Source organism: Nocardiopsis sp. NPDC006198 (genome assembly GCF_040613895.1).
Classification (GTDB): Bacteria; Actinomycetota; Actinomycetes; order Streptosporangiales; family Streptosporangiaceae; genus Nocardiopsis; species Nocardiopsis tropica.
Window position 1 is genome coordinate 24,663 of sequence record NZ_JBEXSY010000031.1, and the last position, 17,062, is coordinate 41,724.

Genomic DNA, 17,062 nt, shown 5'->3' on the forward strand with positions numbered 1-17,062 from the left:
GAGGGAACCGCGGGCGGCGCGAGGACGGCGGAGCCGCCCGGGGCCACGCGTGGACGACCGGGGGCGGTACTGGCGCCCGTGCGGTGCGGATGGCGGCGCGGGCACTGCGGCCGGCGCGGGGAGCCGGTGCGCGGCGGGGGTCGTCCACAGGCGCGGCCGGGGGGTTTCCCGGCCGCCCCGCGCGTGGTCCCCTGGAATCAGGGGGACCTCCGCGCGGGGCGGCACGGTCATGCCCTCCGGCCGCTCGGCCCGCGTCTCCTAGGCGCCGGCGACGCGCGCCTCCACGGCGCGCAGCGCCTCGTCGACCTTGGACGGGTCGCTGCCGCCGCCCTGCGCGATGTCCGGCTTGCCGCCGCCACCGCCGCCGAGCGCGCGTGCCGCGACGCCCACCAGGTCGCCCGCCTTGATGCCCGCCTTCTGCGCGGCCTTGTTGGTCGCGATCACCACGACCGGGCGGTCCTTGGGCACGGCGGTCATGGCCACGACCACCGGCTCCTCCTCGCCCAGGCGGCCGCGCACGTCCAGGACCAGCGTGCGCAGGTCGTCGCCGCTCGCGCCCTCGGGGGCGGTGGCCGCGACGACCAGCGCCGCCCCGTGGCGGCGGGCGCCCTCGGCGATGGACCCGGCCGCCTGGAGCACCTGGGCTGCCCGGAGCTTCTCGATCTCCTTCTCCGCGGCGCGCAGGCGGGAGACCATCGAGTCGATGCGCTCGGGCAGCTGCTCGCGCGGCGTCTTGAGCTGCTCGGACAGCTGGCCGACCAGCGCCGACTCCTTGGACAGGCGCTTGAACGCGTCCACTCCCACCGCCGCCTCGACGCGGCGCACACCGGAGCCGATCGAGGACTCGCCGAGGAGCTTCACGATGCCGAGCCGGGCCGTGGAGGGGACGTGGGTGCCGCCGCACAGCTCGACGGAGTAGTCGCTCATCTCCACGACCCGCACGCGGTCGCCGTACTTCTCGCCGAACATGGCGAGCGCGCCCATCTTCAGCGCCTCCTCCAGGCTCTTCTCCTCGGTCCGCACCGCGATGTCGCCGGCCAGGACCGTGTTGACCTCCTCCTCGACCTCGGCCAGGCGGTCGCCGCCCAGCGCGGTGTCGGAGGTGAAGTCGAACCGCAGCTGGCCGGGCCGGTTCTCCGAACCGGCCTGGCCCGCCGACGGGCCGAGGGCGTTGCGCAGCGCGGAGTGGATGAGGTGGGTCGCCGAGTGGGAGCGCTCGATCGCGTGGCGGCGGCCCGTGTCGATGGTCGCGTGCACCACGTCGTCCAGGACGACCTCGCCGGAGCGGACCGTGCCGCGGTGCACGAACAGGCCCGGGATCGGCTTCTGCACGTCCTCGACGTCCACGACGCCGCGTCCGTCCACCGTCAGCGTGCCCGTGTCGGCGAGCTGGCCGCCGCTCTCGGCGTAGAACGGGGTGCGGTCCAGGACGATCTCGACCTTCTCCCCCGCGCGGGCCGCGGGCGCCGAGACACCGCCGACGACGATGCCCTTGACGTGCGACTCGCTCTCGGCGTCGGAGTAGCCGAGGAAGTCCGTGGACCCGGCCCCCTCCAGGAGCTGCGCGTACAGCGAGATGTCGGCGTTGCCGAGCTTCTTCGCCTTCGCGTCCGCCTTGGCGGTGTCCTTCTGCTTCTGCATCAGCTCGCGGAAGGAGGCCTCGTCCACCGTCAGGCCCTGCTCGTCGGCCATCTCCAGCGTGAGGTCGATCGGGAAGCCGTAGGTGTCGTGGAGCTGGAAGGCGTCCGACCCGGAGAAGGTGGTGCCGCCCGCCTGGCGGGTGCGCTCGGCCGCCCGGCCGAACAGCGCGGTGCCCGCGCGCAGGGTGTCGGCGAAGTTCCTCTCCTCGGTGTCGATCACACCGTGGACGACGTCGGCCTTGTCGAGGAGGTCGGGGTAGATGTCCTTCATCGCGTCGATGCTGACCTCGGTCAGCTCGTGCAGGAGGAAGGCGTCGTCGCCCGACAGCAGGCGCAGGTTGCGGATGGAGCGACGCAGGATGCGGCGCAGGACGTACCCGGCCTTCTCGTTGCCGGGCTTGACGCCGTCGGCGACGAGCATGACGGCGCTGCGCACGTGGTCGGCGACCACGCGGAGCATGACGTCCTGCTCGTGATTGTCGCCGTAGCGCGTGCCGGTCAGCTCCGCCGCCCGGTGCAGGACGCGGCCCATGATGTCGGTCTCGTAGATGTTGTCGACGCCCTGGAGGACCGCCGCGAGGCGCTCGAGGCCCAGGCCGGTGTCGATGTTCTTCTTGGGCAGGTCGCCGAGGATCGGGAAACCGGTCTTGTCGCCGCCCTCACCCCGCTCGTACTGCATGAAGACGAGGTTCCAGATCTCGATGTAGCGGTTCTCGTCCGCCTCGGGACCGCCCTCGGAGCCGAACTCGGGCCCCCGGTCGTAGAAGATCTCGGAGCACGGGCCGCAGGGTCCGGGGACCCCCATCGACCAGTAGTTCTCCTCCATCCCCATGCGCTGGATGCGCTCGGGGCGCACCCCGACCTTCTCGCGCCAGATCTGCTCGGCCTCGTCGTCGTCGAGGTAGACGGTCACCCACAGCTTCTCCGGGTCGATGCCGAAGCCGCCGTCCTCCACCGGGGTGGTGACGAGCTCCCACGCCAGCGGGATCGCCTGCTCCTTGAAGTAGGCCCCGAAGGAGAAGTTCCCGAGCATCTGGAAGAAGGTCGCGTGCCGGGAGGTCTTGCCGACCTCCTCGATGTCCTTGGTGCGGATGCACTTCTGGACGCTGGTGGCCGTGGCGTAGGGGGGCGTGCGCTGACCCAGGAAGAAGGGCTTGAACGGGACCATGCCTGCGGGGACCAGCAGCAGCGTGGGGTCTTCGGCGATGAGGCTTGCCGAGGGCACCACGGTGTGTCCGTTCTTCTCGAAGAAACTGAGGAAGCGGCGCGCGATCTCTGCCGTCTCCATTGATGCCCTCCTGTGCTCGGCTCCGCCGCCGTGGGCGACGGGTCGTCCCTGCGCGGGACCGTCTGACGCGTGGTCGGTGGTGGCCCATGCTAGGGGGACCCGCCGGCCGGCGCGCGTGGTTTACGGGTGGCCGCCGGGGACCCGTCCTGGTGACGACAACGGCGGCGGCCTGGTTGTTCCAAGGCTATCGCCGCTGACCACCGCCGGGCCCCGTGCTTCCCCGCGCCCGGGGCGGACCGCGTGGCAGGAGGGCCGCGACACGGGTCCGGTCCCGCGGACGGCGGTCACGGGGCCGGGCCGCTGTGCGAACGCGGGGCGGAGCGCGGCACCGGACCTATTCCCCGGGCTCCCCGGGGAGCTCCCGCGCCGGTCGGCGGCGGGACGCGGGCAGGTCGCGCTCACGAGCGGGGGCGTACCGGCGGAGGAGTTCCTCCTCCTGTTCGCGGACGGCGTCCGCGAGGTCGTCGTTGAACTCGCGGAGGGCGCCCCGGTACTCGGTGACGCGGCCCTCCATCCGCTCGGCGATCCCGCCGGGGGTGAGCGAGCGCCTGGCGCGGTTGAGGCGGTGGACCGCGTAGCCGCCGATGGCGGCGCCCGCGGCGAGGTAGAACAGCTTGCCGATCACCGGTTCGCCTTCCTTCTGCGGCCCCGGACCACGGCCAGCGCCCGGCGCCGGCCGAGCACGCGGCGCACCCCGTAGGAGAGCGAGGCGACCCGCACCAGGGGACCGGTGACCACCGAGCGGGTCAGTGCCGTCATGGTGGAGACGTCCTCCGAGGACGCCTGCACGTTGGCGGTGATCTCCTCGACCCGTTCGAGCGAGGTGTTGGTGCGCTCCACGGTGGACGCGACGTCGTCCAGGAGCGGCGGGGTGCGGTCCCCCAGGTCCGCAACGACCTTGGTCGCCTCGTTGATGAGCTTGATCAGTTTGACGAGCGCCACGCACATGAACGTGGCCAGCACCGCCCAGACCACCGCGGCGACGAGCGCGGCGACCTCTCCTCCGGTAAGCATGCGGGCTCCGTGAGCAGATAGAGGTGTACTTCAAGTGTGCGGCGGCCCCCTCGCTCGCGCGTCGGGGCTGGGGGGCCGGTGTGCGGGGGAGCCGGTGACTGCGCCGGGTCGGGCCTCCCGAGTGGTGAACCGGGCCTCCGCGTACGGGCCGGGCCGGTTTCGGCCGACCCTATCGCGTCACGGAGGCGGGCGCGCGGGCGCGCCCCCGTGTCGTGCGGGGTGTCAGGGGTCACGTATCGCTCCTCACCCCTCCCGCGGTGGCCGGTGCAGGACGCGGGGATCGATGCGGGGGCGGCCCTGCCGGAGAATCACCGGGGGGCGGGAACTTCACTACGATGTCCGGACACTCGGCTTCCCGCCTGCCCCTGAAGCGTCGACAGGACACCCATGAGCCCTCGTTCTCCCCGAGAGATCTCCGTACTGGTACCGCCGGACCTCGCCCCCCTCTATCCGGACGACCCCTCGCGGATCGGCCCCTACCTCGTCCTCGGGCGGCTCGGCCAGGGGGCCACCGGAACCGTCTACGCGGCCGTCGACGTGGCGTCGTCCACCGCCGGCGACCGGCTGGTCGCCGTGAAGGTGCTCAGGTCCCCCGAGTTGGACTCACCGGACGCCTACCCGGCCCTGGAGCGCCGCCTGCGCGCCCTGTCCAACGTGAATTCCAAGCGCGTCGTCGTGCCCTCGGCCTTCGACACCGACGCCAACCCGCCGTGGCTGGCCATGCCCTACCTGGCGGGCGAGCGGCTGTCGCACTACGTCACGAAGCGCGGCGGGCTCGGCACGGGCAAGCTCATCGCGCTGGCCACCGGTCTGGCCGAGGGCCTGTCCGTCCTGCACGCGCGGGGGGTGGCGCACGGGTCGCTGCGCCCCAGCGAGGTCCTGCTGGAGTCGCACGGTCCGCACATCATGGAGTGCGCCGTCGCCGCCTCCCCCGACCGGATGCGCGGGCTGGGCGCGACCTGGCTGAGCCCCGAGCGGTTCCGGGGCGGTGAGGCCACGCCCGCGTCCGACGTGTTCGCCTGGGGGGCGGTCGTGGCGTTCGCCGGGACGGGGCGGCTGCCCTTCGGCCCCGGGGAGCCCGAGGAGATCGCCGAGCGCGCCGCGAACGGGGACTTCGACCTGAGCGGGCTCGCCCGGGGCCTCCAGCCCGTGGTGGGCAGGGCCCTGGCCCCCGACCCCGGCGGGCGCCCCGTTCTGCGCGAGGTCATCGGGGCGGTCATCGCGGTGTGGCACTCCGAGCACGGCGGCGAGGCCTCCCCCTCCGGGGGCGCCCCGGCGGGCCGTGACGACCTGGCGCGCATCCTGGAGCGCGAGTGGCACGCCGTGGAACCGCCCGCGCGGGTGCCGGAGGTGATCCGCCTGGAGGGGCGGATGTCCAACCGGCGCCCCACGAAGGCTCTGCTGGTCGCCGGGAGCGCGGTGATCGCGCTCGCGCTGGTCGGCGCCGGCGTGTGGGGGGTGTCCCGCCTGTTGGGCCCCTCGGACGGGGAGGCCCTCGTCGCGGACGCGTCGGAGGAGGACCCGGCGGCGGAGAGCCCGGCGGCCGACGAGGAGCCGCGGACCCTGGTGGTGCGGTTCGACCCGGCCGAGCAGGAGGACCTGGCGGAGGGGCCGTGGGTCTACACCCCGGTGGACCGGGACGACGAGCCGGTCCGCGGCCAGGGCATACCCAGCCACTCGGCGTGGGCGGAGCAGTGGGCCGAGGCCGGCGACCCCGGGCAGGCGACGATCGCGCCCGAGGCCGAGGTGCTGTGCGCGAAGTTCTGCGCCGCCCCCGACCACGTGTTCCTCGACGAGGAGGGGCGCGGCACCTGGGAGCTGACCGGGAGCGACTTCGTCGACTACCTGTCGTGGGGCCCGGTCGTGATCGTGGAGGTGACCTTCGCCGAGGGGGAGCCGGACGGGGGGCCACGGGAGATCGTGCAGATCACGGAGTTGTACACCGACTAGACGGACCGGCCTGAGCGGTCGGGGACGCGGGAGGGCCGCGGCGCGCGCCGTGGGACCGGTGGGGCCGTCGCGGTGCGACCGCCCCGTGTGCGCCTCCTGCCGCCCGTTTCACCGGGTCGCGGGCGCCGGCCCTCCGGCCGGACGCGGGGGCGGTGGAAGCGCTCGTCCCCGCCGTCGGCCGGGCGGGGGCGGATCCCTTGCCCCCGGCCCTGCCGCACGGGGCCGGACGCGGGGGCGGGCCCACCCCCTCTACCCCCCGCTCTTGAGCACTCCCCTGATGCGCTCGAGCACCTCGGAGAACCTGCGCTCCGCCCCGTGCCGGGTGGGCCTGTAGTACTCGCGCTCGGTGAGCCCCTCGGGGGCGTGCTGCTGGGGGGCCACCCCGCCGGGGAAGTCGTGGGCGTAGCGGTAGCCCTTGCCGTGGCCGAGTTCGGCCGCGCCCTTGTAGTGTCCGTCCCGCAGGTGCGGGGGCACCGGTCCGGCGCGGCCCGCCCGCACGTCGGCCATGGCCGCGTCGATCGCGCTGACGACGGCGTTGGACTTGGGCGCCAGGCTGATGTGGATGACGGCCTGGGCGAGGTTGATGCGCGCCTCGGGCATCCCGATGAGCTCCACCGCCTGGGCCGCCGCCACGGCCGTCTGGAGGGCGGTGGGATCGGCCATGCCGACGTCCTCGCTCGCGTGCACGACGATCCTGCGCGCGAGGAACCGCGGGTCCTCCCCCGCCTCGATCATCCGGGCGAGGTAGTGCAGGGCGGCGTCGGGGTCCGAGCCGCGCATGCTCTTGATGAACGCGCTGATGACGTCGTAGTGCTGGTCGCCGGAGCGGTCGTAGCGCACGGCGTGCCGGTCGACGGCCCGCTCGACGTCCTCGGCGGTGATGGTCACCGGTCCGGCGCCGGACCCCGCCGCGTCGGAGCCGTCCTCCGGGGAGGGCGCCCCCTCCCCGGCCGGGGGCCCGCCGGAGGGGGAGGGCCCGGCCACCAGGGCGGCCGCCTCCAGGTAGGTCAGGGAGCGGCGCCCGTCCCCGCCGGCCAGGCGGACGAGGTGGTCGGTGGCCTCGTCGGACATGGCGTACCGGCCGCCCAGACCGCGCTCGTCCGTCAGCGCCCGGTCCACCAGGGCGCGGATGTCGTCGTCGTCCAGCGACTCCAGGGAGAGCAGGAGGGAGCGGGACAGCAGCGGGCTGACCACGGAGAAGAAGGGGTTCTCGGTGGTCGCCCCGATGAAGCTCACCCACCGGTTCTCCACGGCGGGCAGGAGCGCGTCCTGCTGCGTCTTGTTGAACCGGTGGACCTCGTCGACGAACAGGAGGGTGCGCGTGCCGTGCATGCCCATCCGGCGCTTGGCCTCGTCCACGACCGCGCGGACGTCCTTCACCCCGGCGTTGACCGCCGACAGCTCCACGAACCGCCGCTTGGTGACCCTGCTGACGACCGTGGCCAGGGTGGTCTTGCCGGTTCCGGGCGGGCCCCACAGGAAGACGGACATGGGCGCGTCGTCCTCGACCAGGCGGCGCAGCGGACTGCCCCCGCCCAGGAGGTGGCGCTGGCCCACGACCTCGTCGAGGGTGCGCGGCCGCATGCGCACGGCGAGCGGTTCCTGCCCCTTGGCGGCTTCCGCCCCGGCATCGTCGAACAGTGTTTCGGACACCTGCCCAGGGTAGGGCTGGCCGGGGACCGTTCGGTCCGGCGGGCGGGGCGTGCGCCCGGCGGCCGTGCCCGGGCGCTCAGGGCGCGGGTGTCGCGGAGGTGGTCGTGGCGGGGGCGTCCGGCGCGGGCTCCGCGGGGACGGGGGTCATCCGGGTGATGAGCAGGGCGATGTCGTCGCCGCGTCCGGCCGGGGCCATCTCGGCGATGACGTGCGCGGCCTCCCCGGGGTCCTCGTAGTGCGCGGCGAGGGCTTCGCCGACCTGGGCGAGGCCGTCGCCCATGGGGAGTTCCGAGCTCTCCACCAGGCCGTCGGAGCACAGCAGCAGCGTGCTGCCGGGCGGGAGCATGCGGGTGGTGACGGCGTACTCGGTGTCGGCGAGCACCCCCAGGGGCGGGCCGGTCTCGGGCTCCCACAGCTCGTAGCCGCTCCCGGAGGCCAGGACGACGGGCGGCTGCCCGGCCCAGGCCGCCTGCATGACGCCGCTCTCGCGGTCGACCACCAGGTAGCCGCAGGTGGCGAAGACGATCTCGCCGGTCTCGGTGAGGAGCCGGTTGGTCTCCCCGAGGACGACGCCGGGGTCGGACTGGTTGGTGGCGTAGGCGCGGAAGGCCACGCGGATCTGGCCCATGGCCGCGGCGGCCTCGACCCCGTGTCCCTGCACGTCGCCCACGAGCAGCCCGACCTTGTTGTCGGGGAGTTCGATGACGTCGTAGAAGTCGCCGCAGATCCGCCAGTCCGCCCGGGAGGGCAGGTACTTGGTGGCGATGTCCATGTCGGGGAAGCTCGCCACCTGGCGGGGCAGCATGCGGCGCTGGACGGCGTCGGCCAGTTCCAGTTCGGCCTGCTGGGCCTTGATGCGCTGGAGTGCCTGGCCGGCGAGCCCGGCGAAGGTGAGCATGAGCGCGCGCTCGTCGCGGCTGGCGTGGTGGGGGCGGTCCCAGACCATCTGCCAGACGCCGAGGGCGACCTTGCCGTCCCCGAAGATGGGCACGGTCGCCCAGGCCTGGCCGCGCACCTGGCGCATGAGCTCGACGGCCGCGGGGAAGCGGCTGATGATCTCCGCGCGGCTCTCGAAGAAGCGGGGCTGGCGGTCCTGGATGACCGCTCCCATGGGGAAGTCGGTGTCGTCGGCGCGGCGGCCGTCTATCTGGTCGATGTTGCCGCCCCGGGTGCGCGCGCCGGGCGACCCGCGCAGCACGCCGCCCTCGACGTACAGGGCGATGGCCTGGACCCCGCCGAAGATCGGCAGGAACTCCTCGCTGAGCAGGTCCATGACCTTGTCGACCGTGGTGGCCGAGACGAGCTTGGAGGACAGCTCGGTGACGAGGCGGCCGTGCTCGGCCTCGGTGCGGCGGCGGTCGGCGAGGCGGCGGACCAGCTGGACGTGCTCGGTGACGTCGTCGACGATGCCGACGAGCCGGTCGGGGTCTCCGGGGACGTAGCGGGCGCGCACGTGCAGCGAGCGCTCGTCCCCGAGCCGGTCGAAGACGCGGAAGCGCTGCTCGTAGTCGCGTCCGGTGAAGGAGGCGGACATGGCGTCGCGGACGCGGGCGATGTCGTCGGGGTGGACCCGTTCGAGGATGCGCTCGAGCTCCCGGTCGTTCCCGGCCAGGAGGGCGCCGAGCGGGGTGGGGCCGAAGAGCTCGCGCAGGCGTCCGCTGCCCAGTTCCAGGCTCCACAGCACGGAGTCGGAGTTGTCGGTGCGGAGTTCGCCCACGACCCGCAGGTCGGCCTCCTCGGTGGAGAGCACGTGCATCAGGACGACGACGCGGCGGTCCTCCCCCGCGGAACCCTCCCCGTCCGGCCCGGGGAGGGGGCGCAGTTCGACCTCGACCAGGCGGGACCCCTTGTCCGTGACGCCCAGGTGCAGGCGGGAGCGGCGGCCCCGGTTCCCGGCGGCCGCCTCGGCGTGGGCACGGGCGCCGCGCCGGACGTCGTCACCGTCGAGGAGGTCGTGCCACACCAGTCCGGCGAGGTCGGACTCCCCGCGTCCGAAGAGCTCGGTGAAGGCGTGGTTGGCGTGCAGGATCGCGCCGTCGGCCGTGGCCAGCACCATGGGCTCCGGGGCGTGGGAGAACGCCCCCGCGAGCGCGCTCTCGGAGCCGTCGCCTGAAGCGCGTTTTCCGTTCACGTATGACTCATCCTCATGTCGTCTCGGACGTCACACCCGCGTTCAGGCGCGGTCACCCCGGGAACGTTCCGATCGGCTCATTCTAGTGGCCGCGCCGGGGTCTGTTCCGGTGGTGGAGCTGGGCGGGCGGCACGGCCCGCACCGCAGGGCACCGACGGGACCCGGTCGGGCACGGACCACCATGGTCCACCAGCGGAGGGGGGAGGGCGCAGGGTTCCACGCCCGTGGCCGCATTCGTCCGGACACGGGGCGTGAATCGTTACGCTCGTGTGACTCAATGGCGCAGAATGCACTCCGCCACCACTCCGTACGCGAAAGGGGACATCCCCACTGACACATCGTGTTCACTCCAGGACACGTGTGGATCGCGGTACGGGAAGGGTGATTCGCCCCCAACGGTAGGGGATGGCGGCCCCCGGCGCATCCGCGCCCGGGCGGAGGGGCCGGGTTCGGCCGCCTTCGGACCGAGCGGCTACGCCCGATAGTCGACGAATATCTCCGTGTGACCGTTTAGGAAGGTTCAAAGTAGGCCTAATCCGGGCACCGAACATGAAGTGTGAAATTCTCCGACCCCCTGAGGACATGCCCATGTACCTGGTGCTCAAGCGTGCCGTGGCGACGTTCAGGATCAGCGGCACCGTCTGGGACTGGGACTGCCGACTGTGCGGCAGCAGCAACTCCGACGGCGACCACTCCTGCTGGAGCTGCGGGGGCAGGAAGCCGTAGCCGCTCCGTCCCCGGGGCCGGCACACTCCCGGAACCGCGTCGGGGGCGGTGCGCGTCCACCGCGCACCGCCCCCGCCACAGGGTCCTCAGGGCCCTTCCGGACCTACTTCCGGCCGGCCCTGGCCTGCGCCTCGGCCTCCGGGTCCGCGTCCACCCCGGCCTCGGCCCGCTGGGCCCCGGTGATCGGGGTGGGCGCCCCGGTCAGCGGGTCGCCGCCCGAAGCGGTCTTCGGGAACGCGATGACCTCGCGGATGGTCGGCTGTCCGGCCAGGAGCATGATGATCCGGTCCCAGCCCACGGCCAGGCCGCCGTGCGGGGGCGGGCCGAACTTGAACGCCTCGAGCAGGAACCCGAACTTGGACTCCGCCTCGGCCTTGCTCAGGCCGATCGTGTCGAAGACGCGCTGCTGCATCTCGGCACGGTGGATACGGATGGACCCCGAGACGAGCTCGTAGCCGTTGAGCACCAGGTCGAAGGCCCGGGAGTTGGTGGTGCCCGGGTGCTCCTGGAAGTCGTCCTCGTCCTCGACGGCCGGAGCCGTGAAGGGGTGGTGCACCGGCTTCCAGGAGCCCTCCTCGTCGGCCTCCTCGAACAGCGGCATGTCGGTGATCCACAGGATCTCCCAGAGGGAGGTGTCGATCAGGTCGCACCGCTTGCCGATCTCCAGGCGCGCGGCGCCGAGCAGCTCCTGGCTCTCGGAGCGCTTGCCCGCCGCGAAGAAGACGGCGTCGCCGGGCGCCGCGCCGACCTCGGCGGCCAGGCTCTCGCGCTCGGTGTCGGACAGGTTCTTGGCGACCGGGCCCCCCAGGGTGCCGTCCTCCTGGACGAGCACGTAGGCCAGGCCCTTGGCGCCGCGCGAGCGGGCCCACTCCTGCCAGGCGTCCAGCTCCTTGCGGGTCTGGGACCCGCCGCCCGGCATGACCACGGCGCCCACGTAGGGGGCCTTGAAGACCCGGAACGGGGTGTCCGCGAAGTACTCGGTGACCTCGACCAGCTCCTGGCCGAACCGCAGGTCCGGCTTGTCGGAGCCGAACCGGTCCATGGCCTCGGCGAAGCGCATCCGGGGGAACCGCTCGGGCAGCTCGACGCCGCGCACCTCGCGCAGGAGGCGGGTGAACAGCTTCTCGCCGACGGCGAAGATGTCCTCCTCGTCGACGAAGCTCATCTCCAGGTCGATCTGGGTGAACTCCGGCTGGCGGTCGGCGCGCAGGTCCTCGTCGCGGAAGCAGCGGGTGAGCTGGTAGTAGCGCTCCATGCCGCCGACCATGAGCAGCTGCTTGAACAGCTGCGGGGACTGCGGCAGGGCGTACCAGTGGCCCGGCTGGAGGCGGACGGGGACCAGGAAGTCGCGGGCGCCCTCGGGGGTGGAGCGGGTCATGTACGGCGTCTCGACGTACACGAAGCCGAGGTCGCGCATGACGTCGTGGGCGACATAGGTGGCCTTGGAGCGCAGGCGCAGGTTCTCCGCCATCTCCTGGCGCCGGATGTCCAGGTACCGGTAGCGCAGGCGGGTCTCCTCCGCCACGTCCGCGGCGCTGTCCAGCTGGAAGGGCAGCGGGGCGGACTCGCTGAGCACCTCGATCTCGTCGGCGGCGACCTCGATCGCGCCGGTGGGGATCTCGGGGTTCTCGTTGCCCTCGGGCCGGACCCGGACCGTGCCGGTGACCTTGATGCAGTACTCCGCGCGGAGGTCGTGGGCCAGGTCGTCCTCGCGGACGACGACCTGCGCCACTCCGGAGGCTTCGCGCAGGTCGAGGAAGACCACTCCGCCGTGGTCGCGGCGGCGTGCCACCCAGCCGGCGAGGACAACGGTCGCGCCGGCGTGCTCGGCGCGCAACGCACCTGCCTCATGCGTGCGTATCAACGAACTTCTCCTTCAGCGTCTTGGTTCGTGTCCAGTGTGCCCGACCTGCGCTTCGGTACGGGCCGATCCTGTGCACACCGCCCGCGCGCACCCGGGCCCCGGGGCCGGGGACGGCGGTGTGGAAACCACCGGAACCCGCCTCAGGCGGGGCCGGTGCGGGTATCTCGTCCGTCGCGGGGCCGGGGGGTCGCGCTCGGGGCGTCGACGCCTCTGCGGTGTTCGGTGGTCATCACGTCGTTCCTGCGGGGTGGGTCGTCCGGGCGGGCTCAGCCGGCGATGTCGCGCAGGTACGGATTGGTGGCGCGCTCCCGCTCGACCGTGGTGGCGGGGCCGTGACCGGGCAGGACCTGGGTGCCGTCGGGCCGGGCCAGGACCGCGTCGGCGAGGCTGCGCAGCATGGCCTCGTGGTCCCCGCCGGGGAAGTCGGTGCGTCCGATGGACCCGGCGAAGACGAGGTCGCCGGCGAACATGACGGGGACCCCGTCCTCCGTGGTGACCGTGTAGACGACCGACCCGGGGGTGTGCCCGGGGGTGTGCTCCACCCCGACCTCCAGGCCGGCGAGGGACAGGGTGTCGCCCCCGGCCACCTCGACCAGGTCCGAGGGCTCGGCGTGGGGGCCCTCCCCCAGCAGGGAGGACAGCCGGGCGGCGAAGCCGGGGTCGACCCCGGCGGCGGGGTCGGTGAGCAGGTGGCGGTCCCGGGCGTGCACGTGGACCGGCACGCCGTGGCGCCCGCCGAGTTCGGCGGCCGACCACACGTGGTCGAAGTGCCCGTGCGTGAGCAGGACCGCGACGGGCGTCAGACCGTGCTCCGACAGCACCTTCTCGACCTGTTCGGCCGCCTCCTGCCCGGGGTCGACGACGATGCAGTCGCCGCCGGGGGCCGGTGCCAGCACGTAGCAGTTCGCGGCGAGGGGCCCGGTGGGAAGTGCGGCGATGAGCACGGCGGATGTCGTCCTGTCCTCGGTCGGGTGCGCGGTCGGAGGGGCGGGCCCGCGGTTCGGAACGCGCGAACCCTCAGGTGCAGAGCCTACCGAGGCACGGGAGGAGGGGCGACCCGTCGGGCACCTCGGCGAAAGCGTTTGATCACCATTCGATCACCGCGCGCGGCTCGCCTCTTTGCCAAACCGCGTGGTAATGCCATATTGGTCACCGTCGTCGTGTGCGCCGAGGCCCCGACCTGCGCCTCTTCCGGGCGGGTGCGCGGCCCGGAGGGACACACGGGGACGCGCGGACACGCATGATCTGCGCCGATGTGAATCACGGCGCGTCGCCGCCCGTCGAATCGTATGGATATCGTGCTGAGCACGGTGGTTCCCATCACGACGCGGCGCGCGAGCGGCGCGACGACCCGAGCCCGCCCCACGGCGGGGCTCATGACAGCAGGAGGACACGGTGACCACGGACCCTTGGGGCCGCGTAGACGACGACGGCACGGTCTACGTCCGCACGAGCGAAGGTGAGCGGGTCGTCGGATCGTGGCAGGCGGGGGCGCCGGAGGAGGCTCTGGCGTTCTTCCGACGCAAGTACGACGCCCTGGTCACCGAGGTGGAGCTGTTGGAGAAGCGGCTCCGCAGCACGGACCTGTCCGCCGCCGCCGCGATGTCGAACATCGACAAGCTGCGCTCCGCCGTCACCGATGCGAACGCCGTCGGCGACCTGGAGTCGCTGGGCAGGCGGCTGGACGCCCTCTCCGGCCGCGCCGAGGAGCGCAAGGTCGAGCAGAAGCAGGCGCAGGAGCAGGCCCGCGGGCAGGCCCGGGAGACCAAGGAGCGCATCGTCGCCGAGGCCGAGCGGGTCGCGGCCGAGACGACGCACTGGAAGTCCGGCGGCGAGCGGATGCTGCAGCTCATCGAGGAGTGGAAGAAGGCCCCCCGGGCCGACCGTCCCACCGAGCAGGCGCTGTGGAAGCGGATGTCCGCCGCGCGCAACTCCTTCTCCAAGCGCCGCAAGACGTACTTCGCGAACCTGGACCAGGAGCGCGACTCCGTGCGCGTGGAGAAGGAGCGCATCGTCGCCGAGGCCGAGGCGCTGTCGGGCTCCGACGACTGGGGGCCCACGGCCCGCGCCTACCGCGACCTCATGCAGCAGTGGAAGAGGACCGGGCGCGCGGACAGAGCGAGCGAGGACAAGCTGTGGACGCGCTTCAAGGCGGCCCAGGACCGCTTCTTCGACGCGCGCAACGCGACCTTCGCCGAGCGCGACGCGGAGCTGCGGGTCAACGCCGAGGCCAAGGAGCGGATCCTGGCCGAGGCCGAGGCGGAGATCCCGGGGATCTCCGACCCGCGCCGGGCCCGTGCCCGCCTGCGCGACTTCCAGGAGGCGTGGGAGGAGGCCGGTGAGCTGCCCCGCGACGTGCGCGACCAGCTCGAGGGCGCCTTCCGCCGGATCGAGGACGGTGTGCGCCGGGCCGAGGACGCCGAGTGGGAGCGGAGCAACCCGGAGGCGATCGCCCGCGCCAGGGACACGGTGTCCCAGCTGGCGGCGGCGATCACCGACCTGGAGGCCAAGCTGGAGAAGGCCAGGGAGCGGGGTGACGACCGCCGCGTCAAGGAGCACGAGGACGCCCTGGAGGCGCGCCGCTCGTGGCTGGCCGAGGCGGAGAAGGCCCTCGACGAGCTGAGCTGAGCAGGCCGGGCCACAGCGTGCGCAAGGGCCGCGCCCCGCGGGGCGCGGCCCTTGCGCGTGTGCGCCCGGTACGGCGCGGTCCCGTCCGGACCGCTAGCGGTGCGCGTCCAGCTCGTAGACGTCGGCGCCGTCCGTGAGCGTCCTGACGTTCGCGGCGGGCTCCGGTGCGGGGCCGCCGGGCAGGTGCGGGAGCGGGTCGGACCGCCGGTCGCCCCGGTGGCGCGCGTAGCCGCCGACGCAGACCGCGGAGGCGACCAGGAGGAGCAGCCCCGCGACCACCCAGACGAGGGGCACCGAGCCGTAGACCCTGTGCACGGCGAAGGAGCACGCGGCCAGCGCGGCCCCCGGCTCGGGCCGCAGGCACACGGTGGTGACGGGGTGCTCGCCGCCCTCCCGGACCCCGGTGATCTCCCCGGTGACCCGGAAGTCCGCCCGTTCGCCCGACGCCAGGTCGTGGGTCCACGTCACCTGCCCCTCCTCGACCCCGGCCCTGGTCCCGGCCGAGCCCGAGACGTAGCGCATCGTGGACGGCAGGAACTGGACGATCTCGGCGTCCGGGAGGTCCCCGGCGCCGGAGTTGCGCACCCGGATGGTGTACTCGACGTGGTCCCCGGGGCTCAGCCGCTCCTCGTCGGAGCGCGTCCCCAGGGACACGTGCAGGGTGTCCGCCCCCGGTACGGCCGCGTCGTCCGCCGACGGGCCCGGACCGGGTGCGTGGTGGGCGCCGGGCAGGGCGATCATGGCCGCCAGGCCCAGTGCCGACATCGCCGTGGTCACGGCCATGGTGCTTCCTCCGCGTGCGAGCACAGAAAATTACCTTTCGTGCATATGTCATAACACGGAGTAGTTGTTTTGGCCGTGCGCCATGCGGGAGGCGGGCGCGGACACACCGGGGGCGGGCGGCCGCTCGGGCCGCCCGCCCCCGGGGCGGGCTCCGTCCGGGGACGGAGCGGGAGAGGTCGGGCTCAGACGCCCACGAACGACCGCAGCGCGGCGGCCCGCTCGGTGCTCTCCCACGTGAACTCGGGCAGCTCCCGGCCGAAGTGGCCGTAGGCGGCCGTCGCGGAGTAGATCGGGCGCAGCAGGTCCAGATCGCGCACGATCGCGGCCGGACGGAGGTCGAAGACCTCCTTGACGGCCTTCTCGATCAGCTCCGGGGCGACCGTCTCGGTGCCGAAGGTCTCGATGAACACACCGACCGGGTGGGCCTTGCCGATGGCGTAGGCCACCTGGACCTCGGCGCGCTCGGCGAGCTCGGCGGCGACGATGTTCTTGGCGACCCAGCGGGTGGCGTAGGCCGCCGAGCGGTCCACCTTCGACGGGTCCTTGCCGGAGAAGGCGCCGCCGCCGTGGCGGGCGTAGCCCCCGTAGGTGTCCACGATGATCTTGCGCCCGGTCAGTCCGGCGTCGCCCATCGGGCCGCCGATCTCGAAGCGGCCGGTCGGGTTGACGAGCAGCCGGTAGTTGTCGGACTCCAGGCCGAAGGCGGCCACGACCGGCTCGATGACGTGCTCGCGGATGTCCGGGGCGAGCATCTCCTCCAGGTTGATGTCCGCGGAGTGCTGGCTGGAGACGACGACGGTGTCGAGGCGCACGGGGACCTGGCCCTCGTACTCGACCGTGACCTGGGTCTTGCCGTCCGGGCGCAGGTAGGGCACCGTGCCGTTGCGGCGGACCGCCGCCAGCCGCTCGGAGAGCGAGTGCGCCAGCTTGATCGGCAGCGGCATCAGCTCGGGGGTCTCCCGGTTGGCGTAGCCGAACATCAGGCCCTGGTCGCCGGCGCCCTGCCGGTTGAGTGCGTCGTCCTCGTTCTCGACGCGCGCCTCGTAGGCGGTGTCGACGCCCTGGGCGATGTCCGGGGACTGGGCGTCGATGGAGACGTTGACCCCGCAGGAGTCACCGTCGAACCCCTTGGCGGAGGAGTCGTATCCGATCCGGAGGATCTTCTCGCGCACGATGGCGGGGATGTCGACGTAGGTCTGGGTGGTGACCTCACCCGCGATGTGGACCTGACCGGTGGTGATCAGCGTCTCGACGGCGACCCGGCTGCGCGGGTCGTGGGTGAGCATCGCGTCGAGGATCGCGTCACTGATCTGGTCGGCCATCTTGTCGGGATGGCCTTCGGTGACCGACTCGGAGGTGAAAAGGCGGCGGGACACGTTGCGTGA

At 73.0% G+C, this 17,062-nt stretch carries 12 protein-coding genes; 3 read left to right on the top strand and 9 right to left on the bottom strand.

What is annotated here, in order from left to right; translation table 11 throughout:
• Positions 1 to 258: 258 nt before the first annotated feature.
• From alaS to ABZ234_RS20700, 3 genes are all read right to left on the bottom strand, one after another.
• Positions 259 to 2,928, bottom strand: a complete 2,670-nt coding sequence (alaS, locus tag ABZ234_RS20690; protein WP_355013145.1) for an alanine--tRNA ligase — start codon at positions 2,926 to 2,928, stop codon at positions 259 to 261.
• A 334-nt stretch (positions 2,929 to 3,262) separates the two neighbouring features.
• The gene (locus ABZ234_RS20695; RefSeq protein ID WP_344182846.1) at positions 3,263 to 3,553 is read right to left on the bottom strand and encodes a hypothetical protein; all 291 of its coding nucleotides are present in this window, start codon (positions 3,551 to 3,553) and stop codon (positions 3,263 to 3,265) included.
• Positions 3,550 to 3,942, bottom strand: coding sequence for a DUF948 domain-containing protein (locus ABZ234_RS20700; RefSeq protein ID WP_355013146.1), 393 nt, complete (start codon positions 3,940 to 3,942; stop codon positions 3,550 to 3,552). The genes ABZ234_RS20695 and ABZ234_RS20700 overlap by 4 nt, the downstream gene beginning before the upstream one ends.
• A gap of 387 nt (positions 3,943 to 4,329) precedes the next feature.
• On the opposite strand from ABZ234_RS20700, the gene ABZ234_RS20705 reads away from it, so the two are divergent.
• Positions 4,330 to 5,892 (top strand): serine/threonine-protein kinase, encoded by a 1,563-nt coding sequence (locus tag ABZ234_RS20705; protein ID WP_355013147.1) that lies wholly within the window; start codon positions 4,330 to 4,332, stop codon positions 5,890 to 5,892.
• 249 nt (positions 5,893 to 6,141) lie between these two features.
• Here ABZ234_RS20705 and ABZ234_RS20710 read toward each other — a convergent pair whose 3' ends face one another.
• Together ABZ234_RS20710 and ABZ234_RS20715 are read right to left on the bottom strand one after the other, a co-directional pair.
• Positions 6,142 to 7,545 (bottom strand): replication-associated recombination protein A, encoded by a 1,404-nt coding sequence (locus ABZ234_RS20710; protein WP_267948926.1) that lies wholly within the window; start codon positions 7,543 to 7,545, stop codon positions 6,142 to 6,144.
• 76 nt (positions 7,546 to 7,621) lie between these two features.
• Positions 7,622 to 9,676 carry a SpoIIE family protein phosphatase gene (locus tag ABZ234_RS20715; protein ID WP_355013148.1) on the bottom strand — a complete coding sequence of 685 codons (2,055 nt, stop codon included), beginning with the start codon at positions 9,674 to 9,676 and terminating at the stop codon, positions 7,622 to 7,624.
• Between the two features lie 582 nt (positions 9,677 to 10,258).
• Between ABZ234_RS20715 and ABZ234_RS20720 the strand changes: the two genes are divergently transcribed.
• Positions 10,259 to 10,402: a hypothetical protein gene (locus tag ABZ234_RS20720; protein ID WP_267948924.1), complete on the top strand. Its 144-nt coding sequence runs from the start codon at positions 10,259 to 10,261 to the stop codon at positions 10,400 to 10,402.
• Between the two features lie 103 nt (positions 10,403 to 10,505).
• Here ABZ234_RS20720 and aspS read toward each other — a convergent pair whose 3' ends face one another.
• Both aspS and ABZ234_RS20730 read right to left on the bottom strand, forming a co-directional pair.
• Positions 10,506 to 12,266, bottom strand: a complete 1,761-nt coding sequence (gene aspS / locus ABZ234_RS20725; RefSeq protein ID WP_355013149.1) for an aspartate--tRNA ligase — start codon at positions 12,264 to 12,266, stop codon at positions 10,506 to 10,508.
• A 266-nt stretch (positions 12,267 to 12,532) separates the two neighbouring features.
• A complete protein-coding gene (locus ABZ234_RS20730) occupies positions 12,533 to 13,210 on the bottom strand; it encodes an MBL fold metallo-hydrolase (RefSeq protein ID WP_267948922.1) in 678 nt (225 codons plus the stop codon).
• 451 nt (positions 13,211 to 13,661) lie between these two features.
• On the opposite strand from ABZ234_RS20730, the gene ABZ234_RS20735 reads away from it, so the two are divergent.
• Complete coding sequence (locus tag ABZ234_RS20735; protein ID WP_355013150.1) at positions 13,662 to 14,894, top strand: DUF349 domain-containing protein; 1,233 nt, start codon at positions 13,662 to 13,664, stop codon at positions 14,892 to 14,894.
• A 93-nt stretch (positions 14,895 to 14,987) separates the two neighbouring features.
• On the opposite strand, the gene ABZ234_RS20740 is transcribed toward ABZ234_RS20735, so the two are convergent.
• Both ABZ234_RS20740 and metK read right to left on the bottom strand, forming a co-directional pair.
• Positions 14,988 to 15,677, bottom strand: coding sequence for a hypothetical protein (locus ABZ234_RS20740; RefSeq protein ID WP_355013151.1), 690 nt, complete (start codon positions 15,675 to 15,677; stop codon positions 14,988 to 14,990).
• Positions 15,678 to 15,859: 182 nt separating this feature from the next.
• Positions 15,860 to 17,053, bottom strand: coding sequence for a methionine adenosyltransferase (gene metK, locus ABZ234_RS20745; RefSeq protein WP_267948919.1), 1,194 nt, complete (start codon positions 17,051 to 17,053; stop codon positions 15,860 to 15,862).
• Between the last annotated feature and the right edge of the window lie 9 nt (positions 17,054 to 17,062).